This is a genomic window from Jeotgalibacillus sp. JSM ZJ347, from assembly GCF_044383825.1.
In the GTDB taxonomy this organism is placed as follows: Bacteria; Bacillota; Bacilli; order Bacillales; family Jeotgalibacillaceae; genus Jeotgalibacillus.
The window spans coordinates 274,160-287,771 of sequence record NZ_JBISEN010000001.1 but is presented as its reverse complement, the minus strand read 5'-3'; the positions used below and the strand labels follow the sequence as shown (position 1 = coordinate 287,771).

At 40.2% G+C, this 13,612-nt stretch carries 22 protein-coding genes; 4 read left to right on the top strand and 18 right to left on the bottom strand.

Translation table 11 applies throughout. The annotated features are described in order from the left end of the window. Nucleotides 1–26 precede the first annotated feature (26 nt). The 9 genes from ACH6CZ_RS01410 to ACH6CZ_RS01370 form a co-directional block, all read right to left on the bottom strand. Complete coding sequence (locus ACH6CZ_RS01410; RefSeq protein ID WP_374095652.1) at nucleotides 27–620, bottom strand: helix-hairpin-helix domain-containing protein; 594 nt, start codon at nucleotides 618–620, stop codon at nucleotides 27–29. Between the two features lie 94 nt (nucleotides 621–714). Next, the gene (locus tag ACH6CZ_RS01405) at nucleotides 715–1,458 is read right to left on the bottom strand and encodes a class I SAM-dependent DNA methyltransferase (RefSeq protein WP_374095651.1); all 744 of its coding nucleotides are present in this window, start codon (nucleotides 1,456–1,458) and stop codon (nucleotides 715–717) included. After that, on the bottom strand, nucleotides 1,458–1,814 hold the full coding sequence (gene rsfS / locus ACH6CZ_RS01400; protein ID WP_374095650.1) for a ribosome silencing factor: 357 nt from the start codon (nucleotides 1,812–1,814) through the stop codon (nucleotides 1,458–1,460). Before rsfS ends, ACH6CZ_RS01405 begins: the two co-directional genes overlap by 1 nt. Before the next feature lie 2 nt (nucleotides 1,815–1,816). Next, nucleotides 1,817–2,380 (bottom strand): bis(5'-nucleosyl)-tetraphosphatase (symmetrical) YqeK, encoded by a 564-nt coding sequence (gene yqeK, locus ACH6CZ_RS01395; RefSeq protein WP_374095649.1) that lies wholly within the window; start codon nucleotides 2,378–2,380, stop codon nucleotides 1,817–1,819. Then, entirely contained in the window at nucleotides 2,370–2,939 is a 570-nt protein-coding gene (locus ACH6CZ_RS01390) for a nicotinate-nucleotide adenylyltransferase (RefSeq protein ID WP_374095648.1), read from the bottom strand. Before ACH6CZ_RS01390 ends, yqeK begins: the two co-directional genes overlap by 11 nt. After that, a complete protein-coding gene (yhbY, locus tag ACH6CZ_RS01385) occupies nucleotides 2,939–3,241 on the bottom strand; it encodes a ribosome assembly RNA-binding protein YhbY (protein WP_374095647.1) in 303 nt (100 codons plus the stop codon). Before yhbY ends, ACH6CZ_RS01390 begins: the two co-directional genes overlap by 1 nt. 4 nt (nucleotides 3,242–3,245) lie before the next feature. Next, nucleotides 3,246–4,073, bottom strand: coding sequence for a shikimate dehydrogenase (gene aroE / locus ACH6CZ_RS01380; protein ID WP_374095646.1), 828 nt, complete (start codon nucleotides 4,071–4,073; stop codon nucleotides 3,246–3,248). A gap of 19 nt (nucleotides 4,074–4,092) precedes the next feature. After that, complete coding sequence (gene yqeH / locus ACH6CZ_RS01375; RefSeq protein ID WP_374095645.1) at nucleotides 4,093–5,199, bottom strand: ribosome biogenesis GTPase YqeH; 1,107 nt, start codon at nucleotides 5,197–5,199, stop codon at nucleotides 4,093–4,095. Then, entirely contained in the window at nucleotides 5,196–5,717 is a 522-nt protein-coding gene (locus ACH6CZ_RS01370; protein WP_374095644.1) for a YqeG family HAD IIIA-type phosphatase, read from the bottom strand. The genes yqeH and ACH6CZ_RS01370 overlap by 4 nt, the downstream gene beginning before the upstream one ends. Before the next feature lie 290 nt (nucleotides 5,718–6,007). Between ACH6CZ_RS01370 and sda the strand changes: the two genes are divergently transcribed. From sda to sigK, 3 genes are all read left to right on the top strand, one after another. Further along, complete coding sequence (gene sda, locus ACH6CZ_RS01365; protein WP_374095643.1) at nucleotides 6,008–6,124, top strand: sporulation histidine kinase inhibitor Sda; 117 nt, start codon at nucleotides 6,008–6,010, stop codon at nucleotides 6,122–6,124. A gap of 81 nt (nucleotides 6,125–6,205) precedes the next feature. Next, complete coding sequence (locus ACH6CZ_RS01360) at nucleotides 6,206–6,343, top strand: hypothetical protein (RefSeq protein ID WP_374095642.1); 138 nt, start codon at nucleotides 6,206–6,208, stop codon at nucleotides 6,341–6,343. Between the two features lie 64 nt (nucleotides 6,344–6,407). Further along, complete coding sequence (gene sigK, locus ACH6CZ_RS01355; RefSeq protein ID WP_374095641.1) at nucleotides 6,408–7,100, top strand: RNA polymerase sporulation sigma factor SigK; 693 nt, start codon at nucleotides 6,408–6,410, stop codon at nucleotides 7,098–7,100. Here the strand turns inward: sigK and mtnN are convergent. Next, nucleotides 7,097–7,789, bottom strand: a complete 693-nt coding sequence (mtnN, locus tag ACH6CZ_RS01350) for a 5'-methylthioadenosine/S-adenosylhomocysteine nucleosidase (RefSeq protein ID WP_374095640.1) — start codon at nucleotides 7,787–7,789, stop codon at nucleotides 7,097–7,099. The two genes, sigK and mtnN, sit on opposite strands and share 4 nt — an antisense overlap. Before the next feature lie 115 nt (nucleotides 7,790–7,904). Here mtnN and ACH6CZ_RS01345 point away from each other — a divergent pair, with 115 nt between their 5' ends. Next, nucleotides 7,905–8,105, top strand: a complete 201-nt coding sequence (locus ACH6CZ_RS01345) for a YrzA family protein (protein WP_374095639.1) — start codon at nucleotides 7,905–7,907, stop codon at nucleotides 8,103–8,105. Nucleotides 8,106–8,143: 38 nt separating this feature from the next. On the opposite strand, the gene ACH6CZ_RS01340 is transcribed toward ACH6CZ_RS01345, so the two are convergent. The 8 genes from ACH6CZ_RS01340 to ACH6CZ_RS01305 form a co-directional block, all read right to left on the bottom strand. Beyond that, nucleotides 8,144–8,821 carry a YrrS family protein gene (locus ACH6CZ_RS01340; protein WP_374095638.1) on the bottom strand — a complete coding sequence of 226 codons (678 nt, stop codon included), beginning with the start codon at nucleotides 8,819–8,821 and terminating at the stop codon, nucleotides 8,144–8,146. Nucleotides 8,822–9,090: 269 nt separating this feature from the next. Continuing rightward, nucleotides 9,091–9,567: a transcription elongation factor GreA gene (gene greA, locus ACH6CZ_RS01335; RefSeq protein ID WP_374095637.1), complete on the bottom strand. Its 477-nt coding sequence runs from the start codon at nucleotides 9,565–9,567 to the stop codon at nucleotides 9,091–9,093. 114 nt (nucleotides 9,568–9,681) lie between these two features. Continuing rightward, on the bottom strand, nucleotides 9,682–10,317 hold the full coding sequence (udk, locus tag ACH6CZ_RS01330; protein ID WP_374095636.1) for a uridine kinase: 636 nt from the start codon (nucleotides 10,315–10,317) through the stop codon (nucleotides 9,682–9,684). 200 nt (nucleotides 10,318–10,517) lie between these two features. Continuing rightward, nucleotides 10,518–11,162: an O-methyltransferase gene (locus tag ACH6CZ_RS01325; protein WP_374095635.1), complete on the bottom strand. Its 645-nt coding sequence runs from the start codon at nucleotides 11,160–11,162 to the stop codon at nucleotides 10,518–10,520. 150 nt (nucleotides 11,163–11,312) lie between these two features. Continuing rightward, complete coding sequence (mltG, locus tag ACH6CZ_RS01320) at nucleotides 11,313–12,497, bottom strand: endolytic transglycosylase MltG (protein ID WP_374095634.1); 1,185 nt, start codon at nucleotides 12,495–12,497, stop codon at nucleotides 11,313–11,315. A gap of 96 nt (nucleotides 12,498–12,593) precedes the next feature. Next, a complete protein-coding gene (locus ACH6CZ_RS01315; protein ID WP_041121052.1) occupies nucleotides 12,594–12,875 on the bottom strand; it encodes a DUF1292 domain-containing protein in 282 nt (93 codons plus the stop codon). 14 nt (nucleotides 12,876–12,889) lie between these two features. After that, nucleotides 12,890–13,306, bottom strand: a complete 417-nt coding sequence (ruvX, locus tag ACH6CZ_RS01310; RefSeq protein ID WP_374095633.1) for a Holliday junction resolvase RuvX — start codon at nucleotides 13,304–13,306, stop codon at nucleotides 12,890–12,892. Between the two features lie 2 nt (nucleotides 13,307–13,308). Continuing rightward, nucleotides 13,309–13,575 carry an IreB family regulatory phosphoprotein gene (locus tag ACH6CZ_RS01305; RefSeq protein WP_039810001.1) on the bottom strand — a complete coding sequence of 89 codons (267 nt, stop codon included), beginning with the start codon at nucleotides 13,573–13,575 and terminating at the stop codon, nucleotides 13,309–13,311. Between the last annotated feature and the right edge of the window lie 37 nt (nucleotides 13,576–13,612).

Sequence of the window (13,612 nt, the reverse complement as noted above, 5' to 3'; positions counted from 1 at the left end):
CGCCTCCTGACAGCTGCTGCTGTTATTTAATACGTACTGATAGACTCTTTCAGTTTATCAAATGTTTTTTCACCTATGCCTGAAATATTCATAATTTCTTCAATTGATTTGAACTGCCCTTTTTCTTCCCTGTACTGGATAATTGCTGCAGCTTTGGAAGGACCAATGCCGGGGATCGATTCCAGTTCACTTTGGGTGGCGCGGTTAATATTTATTTTATCAGATTGAGTACCCAGATCAGATAATCCTTCAGCAGATTTGCCGGGCACGATAATCACCATTTCGTCATGGAGCTTTTGTGCCATATTGACAGCTGTCATATCAGCATCCGGCAGTTCTCCACCTGCCTTTTTAATCAGATCAATGACCCGGTCACCATTATTCATTTCATACACACCTTCATGCGTCACCTCACCTTTAATATCAACGAAAAGAACATCAACGGACTGATCGGCGGCTATTTCCTCAGGCTCTGCCGTTACAGGCTGTTGTTCAGTCAGCGGGCTTACTGCAGGGATAGAACTTTGTGTGGATTGATAGAACAGAAATAAACAGAAGATCGTGATGAGTGGAATGAAGATAAAGAGAGGTTTTTGATGATTTTTAATCCATAGCAGCATGTTTTCAGTCCTCCAATAATGAGCAGAAGACTGTCAGAAGATTACATTCATTATAGTAGACCCGTGCAAAAAGTCAATAAAAATACACGAAGAGCTATCTCTTCGTGCATGTAAAAAATATTCTTTCACTCGTTTCAACTGGTGCTTCACCAGTGAAATCAGCAGATACTGATTCTATCTTAAATCCAGCTTCAGATAGCCATTTTTTATATTGTTCAATGGAGAAGGTACGCTGTTTGTGAAACTCATCAAACCTTGAATACAGGTCATTCTCTTCTCTGATAAAGAAAGTCAGCTCGTGCTCTGCGCTGTTTTCGAATTCACCTTCAAATGAATTCCAGATATACGCTGCTTCACTATCATCATAAGAGTAGGTCTGACCGGCGAAAAGCTCATTTACTTTGTAGACAGAATGAACATCGAACATAAACAGACCATTTGCTGACAGCAGATCATACATCCTTTTAAACGTCTGCTGTACGGCTTCTTCTGTTTCAAGATAGTTAAGAGAATCACAAAAGATTGTAATCAGATCAAACTGACCAAGATCTTCTGCTTCAGCCATATCCATTTGAAAAAAGCGGATTGACTGTCCCATTTCCATTGCTTTTTGCTGAGCCATTGAGAGCATTGATTCAGATAAATCAATACCAACTGTTTCAAAGCCGGTTGCTGAGGCTTTGACAGTCCATTCACCAGTACCGCAGCCGACATCAAGTAATTTCATTCCATCGACTTTAAAAGTCTCTTTCTGATGCAGTAAATAGCTCATCCACTCATCATAGGGTACATCACTCATCAGCCTGTCATACACATAGGCAAACTGATCATAAGCCATTAGCTGATTGTGCTCGTCATATCTTCAATCTGAGCGTCTCCCCATAGTTTTTCCAGTTTGTAATAGTCTCTTTCATCACGGTGGAATACGTGTACAATGACGCTGCCAAGGTCCACAAGCACCCAGCGCGCTTCATCATACCCTTCCATTCGCTTCACGTTGTAGCCTTCTTCTTCAGCACGGTCTTTTACTTCTTTTGCAATCGCCTGTACCTGCTTGTCAGAATTACCATGACAAATCACAAAGTAATCTGCGATTAGTGAAATCCCCTGCATATTTAAAGCGACAATATCTTCTGCTCTTTTGTCGTCAGCCGCATTATATGCAAGTGACAATAATTCGTTTTCTTTCGTCATACTCACTTCTCCTTTTGAACATATTCATTATAACTTGCGAGTGTATCAGGAAATACCGGCTGGTTTTTACTGATTAAAAATTGTATTGACTGTTTTAAAGCAATCTTCATTGCTTCATCAAGATCTTCATGCGCAACCGCCCGGACATTTTCCACTCCATTGAAGCTTCTTCCGGGCTCTATATAGTCTGCAAGGTAAATGACCTTCTCCAGATCGCTCATACCCGGCCTGCCTGTTGTGTGATATCTGATTGCATTTAAAATTTCCTCATTTGTTATATTCAGCTTTTCCTTTGCAAAAACAGCGCCAACCGGTGCATGCCAAAGTTCATGATGAAACTGAAGAAGTGCCGGGTCAAGTTCGCGATCGACAATTACTGCTCTCATTTCCTGTTTGTCATGAAATTTAGCCATATCATGAAGCGCTGCAGCGATTCCCGCATCTTCTTCACTCACACCATGTTCTTTTGCAAGAGATAGCGCCGATTCAATCACACCAAGTGTATGAATATACCTTTTTTCAGGGAGTATATCTTTTACAATCTGCTTCGCCTGTTCAAGATTCATAGAGCCCCTCCTCTAAAATATATCTGTACGCCTGTTCAGGAATTAAAAATCGGCAATCCTGCTTTTCTGCCAGGCGTTTTCTCAGTATGGTGGATGAAAGATCCACAACAGGACCATTGATCATCAGCACTTCATCATTACCCACATTGTAACCCGGTCTGCTGAAGCCAACAAACGTAATTATTTTTTTCAATTCATCTATCCGGTACCAGGTTGACAGTGACGCGATCATATCACCACCAATGATAAAAAAGAAATCAGTATCCGGTTCCTGTTCAACAAATTGAGAGATCGTATCATAGCTGTAGGATTTCCCATCCCTTAAAATCTCTGACTTGTCCAGCTTAAAATAAGGAATGTCAGCGGTACTCGCTTCAATCATTCTGCACCTATCCTCTGCACTCGACTGACCTGATATCATTTTATGCGGAGGTGTGGCGTTTGGTAAAAACCTTACTTCATCCAGCTCTAGCGCATGATAGGCCTCATTCGCCATGATGAGATGTGCGAGATGGATTGGGTCAAAGGTTCCACCCATGATGCCGACCCGCTTTTTCATTACTTACGTGCTTTCGGCAATTCGATTTTTTTATTTTCACGTGATTCTTTATATAACACGATTGTATGACCGATTAGCTGAACCAGTTCAGCTTTAGCTCCTTTAGAAAGCTCACTTGCTACTTCATGCTTGTCCTGCTCACAGTTCTGCAGAATACTGACTTTAATCAGTTCTCTTACTTCTAGTGCCTCTGAGATCTGTTTGATCATGTTTTCATTAACGCCGCCTTTACCTACCTGAAAAATCGGCGATAGATTGTGTGCCTCAGCACGTAGAAATCTTTTTTGTTTACCTGTTAACATATTTTCACTCCTGTTTCATTAATGCTGTCATTTTATTGATCATATCTGCTGTATCAGGCTGCTGCAGGGTCCATTTTTCAAATGCCAGTGCCCCCTGCCAGACGAACATACCAATTCCGTTTAGCGTGTCTGCTTCAGCTGATTCTGCCTGTTTTAAAAATTGTGTCCTTAATGGATTATAGATGATATCTGCAGCCAGTGCTCCTTTTTTCATAAAAGAACTGTCTACAGGTGCCGCGTCCACATTTGGATACATACCGGATGAAGTTGTATTAATTACAATATCAAACTCATTGAGGCGCTCCTGTGCAGTCTGTAGATCCAATCCTTCACCTGGAACCTTCTGCGCCTTCACGAGTGCTTCAGCCTTTGATGGCGTACGGTTAGCGATACTGATTTTTCTCACACCAAATGATGCTAAGGCACCCGCAATGCCTTTAGCAGCTCCACCGGCTCCCAGTAGCAGGATCTGCGCTTGTTTAATATCAACTTCCGTCCTAACAGCTGAAAGGGATTGTAAAAACCCCTGACCATCTGTGTTATAGCCGGTACATTTACCGTTTTTTATCACAACCGTATTCACAGCACCAAGCACCTCAGCTGAGTGATCCACTTCATCGAGATACTGGATAATGCTTTCTTTATGCGGAATCGTTACATTAAAACCGCTATATTCTTCTTCCTTCAACACCTTAACCTGATGTTCCAATTGTTCAGGAGAAACTTCAATCGCTTCATATTGCCCCTCAATATTTAAGGCTTCGAGCCATATATTGTGCATATATGGAGATTTTGAATGACGAATTGGATAACCAATTACAGCAAGCTTCATATACCGTTCCTCCTGATCATTAAATTAAAGATTTTCTGACGATCACGCTGACACCTTCCGGCACATAAGCAGCAACTTTGGCGCCAGGCTCATTAATCGTGATCCAGCCTAGTCCTGAGAATACGATATCCATTTTACCCTCTTTAAGAGAAAACTCCTGGCGTTTCAGCGGAGGGAAGGAGTCGAGATCCTCAGACCTCGGTGGTGATAGCATATCACCTGCATGACGCTTATACAGATCATCTGCTTTTTCAAGCTTAGTTCTGTGAATCTCCAGCTCATTTGAAAAATAGCACGTAAAGGATTTTCTGCCGCCTGCAATATAATCAAAACGTGCAAGACCTGCAACAAACAGTGTCTGCTCTTCGTTTAGCTGAAATACTTTAGGCTTTAATTCTTTTTTTGGCAGGACTTTTTTTAAGTCTTTTTTATTAATGACATGAGCCATCTGGTCACGATTAATAATACCCGGTGTATCAATGATGGCTTTTCCATCATCAAGCGGGATTTCGATCATATCCAGTGTTGTACCAGGGAACTGTGATGTCGTAATGATGTCCTGTTCTCCAGTCACTTCTTTAATGATGCGGTTGATCAGTGTGGACTTTCCTACATTCGTACAGCCTACTACGTATACGTCCCTGCCTTTACGTTCACGGTCTATCGCCTGAAGCACATCCTGTATATGATGGCCTTTATCAGCACTGCATAGCAGGACATTAACAGGCTTTAATCCCATTTGACTGGCTTCATATTTCATCCAGTTAATTAGCTTATTCGTTTTAACGGATTTTGGAAGCACATCTGCTTTGTTTCCGATTAGAAGAACCGGGTTTTTTCCGACAAAACGGTGCAGACCCGTGAGAAAACTTCCATTGAAATCAGAAATATCAACGACTTTCACAATCAGGGCATCTGCCTGTCCAAGTCCGTTCAGGATTTTTAGAAAATCATCATCTGTCAGTGCTACATCCTGCACCTCATTATAATGCTTCAGCTTGAAGCATCGCTGACAAACGATCTGTTCTCTTTCAAGGCTTGAAGGTGGTGCATATCCAAGCCCCTCTTTATCGGTCGTCTGGATCTCAACTCCGCAGCCGATACATGTAATTTTTTCTTCGCTCACTTTTTATCCTCCCACTGGATCATGTTTTTTCTTTTGAAGAAATTCAGCAGTCTTTTTTCAATGATGCGGTTGAACTTAGTAAAGAACCCATCTGTTTTTGCTACCGGCACAACAAGAATGGTATAAAGTTTATTCAAATTGCCGCCTAAAACATCCGTCATCAGCTGATCACCAATCACGACAGTCTCATCTTTCTTTACATTCATATCTCTGATTGCCCGTCTGAAAGCACGCCCCATCGGTTTTCTTGCATGGTAAATAAACGGAATACCGATTGGATCAGAAAAGGCTTCTACTCTTAATTGATTATTATTTGAAACGATCGTGACCAGAATACCTTCCATTTGCATACTTTCAAGCCATTCGATTAGCTTGGGCGTTGCATTCTTCCGGTCCCATTCAACCAATGTATTGTCCAGATCTGTAATGATTGCTTTAATCCCCTGCTGTTTAAGTTTTGCAGGTGTTATTTCAAATACGCTCTCGACGTATTCATTTGGCAAAAATAATTTTATCATTGTTCTCCACCTCTTCACTTCAAGTCTATATCATACATCATCAGTAAGATTTGTTCAAAATGAATCTTTAAGTTACAAGCAGTACACAAATCGTTCGACAAATATCGTCTTTACTATTCTAATGTGGATAACTTACGAATGGCGAAATAAACCGACCTTAGTTGTTATTTAACCTTTATGCACACCTTTTACACAGGTTATACACAAACGATTGTGGATAAGAGAACGCTTGTTCTTCTACGCTGTCTCTGATACATTTTTATTAGAAACATGAAAGGGGCTACTTTTTTATGGATAAGTTATCACTTGAAGCACTCATCCTGGCTTATGAAGCGGCAAAACAACAAAAGCTCTCAGATGACTTTCTTCAATTGCTTGAAATGGAAATTCAAAAAAAAGAAAAATAACGCTTAGCCGTTGCCATCATACAGCGAAACCAGTTAAAATAACAGTAAGAATTCTGAAAATTCAATACAGGAGGACTTATCATGAAAGTTGCTGTGATCTGTCCAAGCTGTCATGGAATCGGTTCTGTGAGAAAAATACGTATATTAAAGAAGAAATGTCCTGAATGCCACGGAACAGGAAAAATCAGCAAAACGATTGCTCAATTTAAGATGATTTAATGGGACTGGCAAGTTTTCTGTTTTTTTTCATACGGTGTATTAACCGGTGAAAGGAGGAGAAAGCTTGTCAGTTTTTTTAATTTTATCAGCATTGGTTGACTTGCCGGCATTGACGGGATACTTCAAACAGAATGCTTTTCCGGAGCCGTTAAATAAAGAAGATGAGAAAAAAGCAATATTAAAGCTTCAGGATGGAGATGATGATGCAAAGAGATTATTAATTGAACATAACCTGAGGCTTGTTGCACATATCATTAAAAAATTTGAAAACACCGGTGAAACAACAGAAGATTTAATTTCGATCGGCACAATCGGCTTGATTAAAGCCATTGACAGTTATTCATATGACAAGGGTACAAAGCTGGCGACGTATGCAGCCAGATGTATTGAAAATGAAGTCCTTATGTTTCTAAGATCGCTTAAGAAAACGAAAAAAGATATTTCACTCCATGATCCGATCGGGGAGGATAAAGACGGTAATGCGATCAGTCTGATTGATGTACTTCAAAGTGAAGAAGAAGAACTTGATGAAGTGATTGCACAGAAGATGAATGGTGATAAAATCAGGGCATTTGTGAAAAAGCTTGATGACCGGGAACGTGAAGTCATTAGTGCGCGGTTTGGGATTAATGGTGAAGAAGAAAAAACGCAGCGGGAAATTGCCAAGGAGCTTGGCATCTCAAGAAGCTACGTTTCACGAATTGAAAAAAGAGCATTAATGAAGCTGTTTCACCATTTTGATGAAGAAGAAGCTTAAATGTCTTCTGTTATTTGAATAATCAGGTTAGCTGAATTGACTGCAGCTGTTTTTAGATACTGATCAAATGAAATGTGAGATTCTTTACCTGCAATATCAGAAAGCGAGCGGATAATCACAAATGGCACTTCATATTGATGTGCCACCTGGGCGATCGCTGCAGCTTCCATTTCCAAAGCCTGCAGGTTCTCAAATTTACCCTGTAATGCTTCAACCCTCTCAGGATCATTCATGAAAGAGTCCCCTGTTGCAATCAGACCTGAAACTGATTTGATATCATCAATTGATTCCGCACATTTCAGTGCAGATTTTCTCAGCTTCTCATCAGCTTTAAAAGCTGCCGGCATTCCCGGTACCTGACCGTATTCATAATTAAATGCAGTAACATCTACATCGTGATGACGCACTTCACTTGAAATGACAACGTCACCTACATTTAATGCAGGATCAAATCCGCCTGCTGATCCAGTGTTAATGATCACGTCCGGCTGATAGCGTTCCATTAATATTGTTGTTGTCATAGCAGCATTTACTTTACCAATACCGCTTTTTACAAGCACGACTTCTTTTTCCTTTAATAACCCTGATGTGAATTCACTGTTTGCAATCGTTTCTGTCTGAACGTTTTCCATTGCCAAACGAAGTGATTCCACTTCTTCTTCCATTGCACCAATAATACCGATTTTCATACTAATCCCTGCCTTCTGTATGTATCTCAAAACTGATTTGAACTTTACCACAGTGATCAGAAAAGATCAATGAAGGCATGATATAATGATTTAAAATAGACAACGGAGGAATACAATGGGTTTTGAACTGGATTTAATTAAAGATAAAGTTGAGTTTTTTGAATCACAATCACTGCGTGAGCTTGAGAAGAAAATACAGCAGCAGATTGAAAACAACCAGGCGATTATGCTTCGCGTACACCATGTGAACCATCACACTGTTTTTACCCCTGAAGGAAAGCCGTATTACACAGCAAGCGTTCATTTTAAATCATAAAAAAGGTGCTGCAAAGTTACGCAGCACCTTTTGTCTTTTTAGAGCTCATCAACCTTAACCGGTTTCCAGCCTTTTTGATCAACCCATTCCATTTGTACACGGAATTCAGCTGCTCCAGCGCTCGGAGAAGAGACTTCTACAACCGCCTTCTGAGGGCCTCCGTTATTTCCGACCCACCACACTGTCATCGCGTTCATATCAAGTCCTGTAGCGTAAGCAGCAGCCTTTAACTTCTCGTTCCAGTCTACACTGCCTTCATCATAAGACGAGACGTGCTCACCGGTCTGTTCTGTACCAACCGGCTTCCACTTACCATCTTCAGGTCTTTCCGTTTCTTCATCGTTTTGATTTGATTTCTTTTTCTTTTCTTTTTCTTTCTTTTCGTCTGCTGTTTCTTCTTCTTTTTCCGATTCATCTGAAGCAGCGGCCTGCTCTGTTTCATTATTCTCATCTTCAGATTCAATTTCACTAGCAGTCAATTCATTATTTTCATTACCTTCTGGCTCATTCTCGTTCTCATCCTGCAATCCAGCCTTCTCCTGAACCTGTTCCGCAATTGTTTTTTCTTCCGTTTCTGCAGCCTGATTTTCATTATCTCCTAAGAAAATAAATGCCGACACACCTGCAATTAAAAGAAATACAACTGCAATAGATGCATTAAGAAATATATTTTGCTTTCTTTTTTTACTCTGAATGTCTGATCTTGAATTGTTCATATAATCACTCCTCGTTCAACTCTTCCCTCATGTTTTAAATCTAAACCAGCATATCACGGTTTCCTGCTTCAGTTACAAGAGTCACTTTTCCTTTTATCAAAACAGGTCCTCTGTACCGTATGACATTAGACGTGTAAGAACAGAAATAGTTACATGGTAAGAGTAAACTTTTAAAGCGTGCGGGACAAATCCTTCTTACAGGGATGCAGAACGAATAAAAAGACTGAGACATAATATTGTCCCAGCCTTCGTTTCATGATTCCTTTTTATTAACTGATTGATGTAATACGGACATCCATGTCTCCACCTGGTGTCTGTACTTTTACTTCATCTCCAACTTCCTTACCAATCAGGCTTTTTGCAATCGGCGAGTCATTTGAAATTTTCCCTTCAAATGGATCCGCTTCTGCACTGCCGACAATTGTATAAGATTCTTCATCACCATCAGGCAGTTCTACAAATGTAACTGTCTTTCCAAGTGAAACGACACCATCAAGCGTTTGATCATCTTCAATAATTTTCGCATTGCGAATCATTGATTCAAGCGTAGAGATGCGGCCTTCAACAAATGCCTGCTCTTCTTTAGCTGAGTCATACTCTGAGTTCTCAGAAAGGTCACCGAAGCTTCTTGCAATTTTTATTCTCTCTACTACTTCTTTTCTTTTAACAGATTTGAGCTGTTCAAGTTCCTGCTCAAGCTTCTGTTTACCTTCTTCTGTCATTGGAAATACTTTCTCGTTTGCCAAATCCCTTCACTCCTTTAAAAAATGCATGACCTATTTCATGCTATGTGATTGAAACCCCTTTTATGAAGTATGCTAAAAAGAGGATAAATTATCCTCTTAGCCTTTGCTATCATATTACACAATAGACTTTTGTTCAAGAATTGTTTGAATTTTCGTTACCATTAAATCAATTGCAACGTGATTTTGTCCACCCTCAGGGATGATAATATCAGCATAACGTTTTGTCGGTTCAATAAACTGATTATGCATTGGACGCACGACATTAATATATTGATCTACTACCGAATCGATTGTACGGCCCCGTTCATTAATGTCACGCAGCATACGGCGGATAATACGCAGATCTGAATCTGTATCTACATATAATTTGATGTCCATCAGATTCCGGAGGCGTTCATCCTCAAGTACGAGAATGCCTTCTACAATAATCACATCCTTCGGTTCAACAGGAATTGTCTTTTCAGATCTTGTGTGAACTGTATAGTCATAGACCGGTTTTTCAATTGCTTTTCTGTCAAGCAGCTGACTAATATGTTCAATTAACAGATCATTATCAAAAGCCAGCGGATGATCATAGTTTGTTTTCAAACGTTCTTCATATGGGATATTGCTTTGATCCTTATAATAATAGTCCTGTTCAATAATTGCGATTGACTGGTCCTGAAATACATCGTAAATTGCTTTGGTTACAGACGTTTTTCCGGATCCTGAACCGCCTGTTACACCTATAATAACGGGTTTGTTGTTCATATTTGCCGTTAGCTCCTCTCTCATGCTATCTAAGTGACCGCAGCGGCTTATTCGCTTGTTCAATTTGAAGCTTATCAGCATCTGATTGATTGTGAATTCACCCATAAGGATCCCTTATGTCTTTGACAAGCTTTTATTTAATCTTAATTGGAATAAAACCTACAAGTTTTTCACTCCAATTGCTAAAGCAGTATTTTTCGTTACTTCTTTTTACTGATTGAAAGACCATCACCTACAGGAAGAATAACAGTATGGTACTGATCATGCTGAGCGATCCACTGATTGAAACGGTCCAGCTTCCTCAGCATCTGCCTTACATTTCTGCTTTCATTTCCAGTTTGTTCTGCAACAAGCCCTTTAAAGAGGACATTATCAGTATATACACAGACATCCTGCGAGAAGAAAGGCTCATATAATTCAAAAAACCTGATATTCTGGCTTTTGGCAGCGTCAATAAATACTGCATCGAATTGTCCAAAGTCTGAAACCTGATTTGAAACTTCCAGTGCATCACCTTCTATCAGGTGAATTCTGCTTTTATATCCCGACTGCTTTACAAACTGTACAGCCTGCTCAGCTCTTTTCTGATCTCTTTCAATTGAAACAATTTCAACGTCAGGCAGCGTTTCAGCCATTCTAATGGCAGAGTAGCCAATGGCAGTTCCGATTTCGAGAATTCTTTTTGGCTGTTGAATTCTCAGCAGCTGCAAAAGTGTTTCAATGCCCACAGATTCCATAATCGGTACTTCATTCTCCTCTGCAAAACGAATCATCTGCACAGCAAGATCTGAATGGGCAGGAAAGAAATTTTCAATATATTGATAGACTTTATCCAACGTTCTCACCTTTTCTGGTCTCAGGCTCCATAAAAAAGAGCGCTCACATACAATCCTGCAGACCGAAATCCGGAAAGTAGTGATAGACGCTAAAAATACTTTATCTATTCTAACATAAAAACAGAAGGAAAGTGAATGTTCTTTCCTTCTGTCTTCACATTATTCTTCATCGTTCACACTATAGATGAACTCTTCTGCTTTTCTTTCATGTTCTTCAAGCGTTTCTGAATAATACATTGCACCATCTTCAGTTGATGTCAGAAAGTAGAAATACTCTGAGTTCTCCGGATTGATAGCAGCTTCAATTGAAGTTGCGCCCGGTGCTGCAATTGGCCCCGGTGGAAGTCCCTGAACCTGATAAGTGTTATAAGGGTCTTCAATTTCAAGATCTGCAAACAGTACTCTCTCCTGCCATTCACCTTTTGCATACAGGACAGTTGGATCTGTCTGAAGCGGCATACCTTCTTCAAGTCGATTATAGAAGATTCCTGCGATCATCGCTCTGTCTGTCGTCGCAGCTGCTTCCTCTTCAAGAAGTGACGCCATTGTGATCAGATCATGAACGGTCATGACATTTGGTTCATCCGCATCCGTGCCTGTGTAATCTCCTTCCGTAAAGCCTGGAAGCAAATCTACATAAGGTGCAACATTATTGTTCATGGCATCTACCATTTGAGTAATAATATCTTCAAGAGAAGGATTTTCTTCATAATATGGATAGGTTGCGGGAAACAGGTAACCTTCGAGTGAAAGTTTCACATTTTCACCTTTAATTTCTTCAGTAATCAGTGTTGGATACTGCTCCATTAAAGAATTAATGAACGTTTCATCCGTCACTTTCTCCATGAACTCTTCCTGAGAATAATCCGTATTCTCTGCAATAATATCTCCGATTTCTTCAAGCCTCAGACCTTCAGGAATCGTGACATTAAACAATGGTTCGTGATACACTCTTCCGGTCTTCAGACTTTCAGTGATTTCACTGAGTGTCATGGCAGGTGTGAGGTTATATGTACCAGCTTGAAAATCTGTTTCATTATTAAACTTCAGATAGTACTTATATACCTGCGCATTTTTAATGACACCGCTATCTTCAAGCGTTTGGGTGATTCCATCAACGGACGAGCCGATTGGAATTTCAACTGCGACGGCATTTTCATCAGCTGCATCCATCGGTTCAAGCGCTGAACTGATATAAGAGTAGGCACCGAGGAGAGCACCAACTGTTAGGAACACAAAGACGATTAATAGAATAAAAACAATTTTTCTTACTTGTTTTGCTTCTTTTTTTCTTTCCTGTAAGTTCAGCTTCCACTGATCTATTAAACTTGATTTTTCACTCAATCAATTTCCCTCCAAAAACTTCTGCTCATTTTTCCCAATGATTTTATTATACAATAAAAAGAAGCGGGGGCAAATAGCTGCCCCCGCTTTGTCATATTATTCGTTTTCTTCTTCATCAAGGAATGTATTAAGCATTTCCTCGATCAGATCCCACTCTTCTTCAGATTCAACAGGCTTTAATTCGCCTTCTGAATTTTCATCGTTCGGTTCGAAAGAAGATGCATGAATTTCAATCTCTTCTTCCTCAGTATCACCTACTGGATAGTATAGTACGTATGATTTTTGAAACTGATCTGAATCAAATGTGAATAAGACTTCACATAATACTTCATTTCCCTGTTCATCAATTACTGTAATTTGCTTTTCTCCGTGTTCCATTTCAGTCACCTCATTTAGTTATTGCTGTCGAGATAACCCTGAAGGATCATCACTGCAGCCATTTTATCAATCACTTTTTTTCTTTTTCCCCTGCTGACATCAGCTTCGAGTAAAACCCGCTCTGCTGCCATCGTGCTTAAGCGCTCGTCCCAGAAGATAATTTCAGCCTCAATTCTTCTGCTTAGCATATCAGCATATCTCTGGCTGGCCTCAGCACGGGGTCCAAGCGAATTATTCATGTTTTTCGGTAAGCCAATGACTACCTTTGACACTTCGTGTTCTTCGACTAATTCTTTAATTCGCTTGAAGCCGAACTGTCCGGCAGCTTCATCAATTTTTACTGTTTCAATCCCCTGGGCAGTCCAGCCCAGCGCATCACTGATGGCTACTCCAATAGTTTTGGAGCCTACATCAAGTCCCATTGTTCTCATTCTTAGCCCTCTTTATGCTGCTGAAGATAAAACTTCACCAATTCCTCAATAATTTCATCACGTTCAAGTTTGCGGATAACATTCCTTGCATCCTGATGACGCGGAATATAAGCAGGGTCACCGGATAAGAGATACCCCACAATTTGATTGATCGGATTATAACCTTTTTCTTCGAGAGCTTCGAACACCTGGTTCAGGACACGTTTAACTTCCTGATCAGCTGAGTCATCTCCAAAGTCAAACCGCATCGTTTTATCAAATGAGCTCATCAACAACACCTCACTACGGAATGACAACCATTCCTAT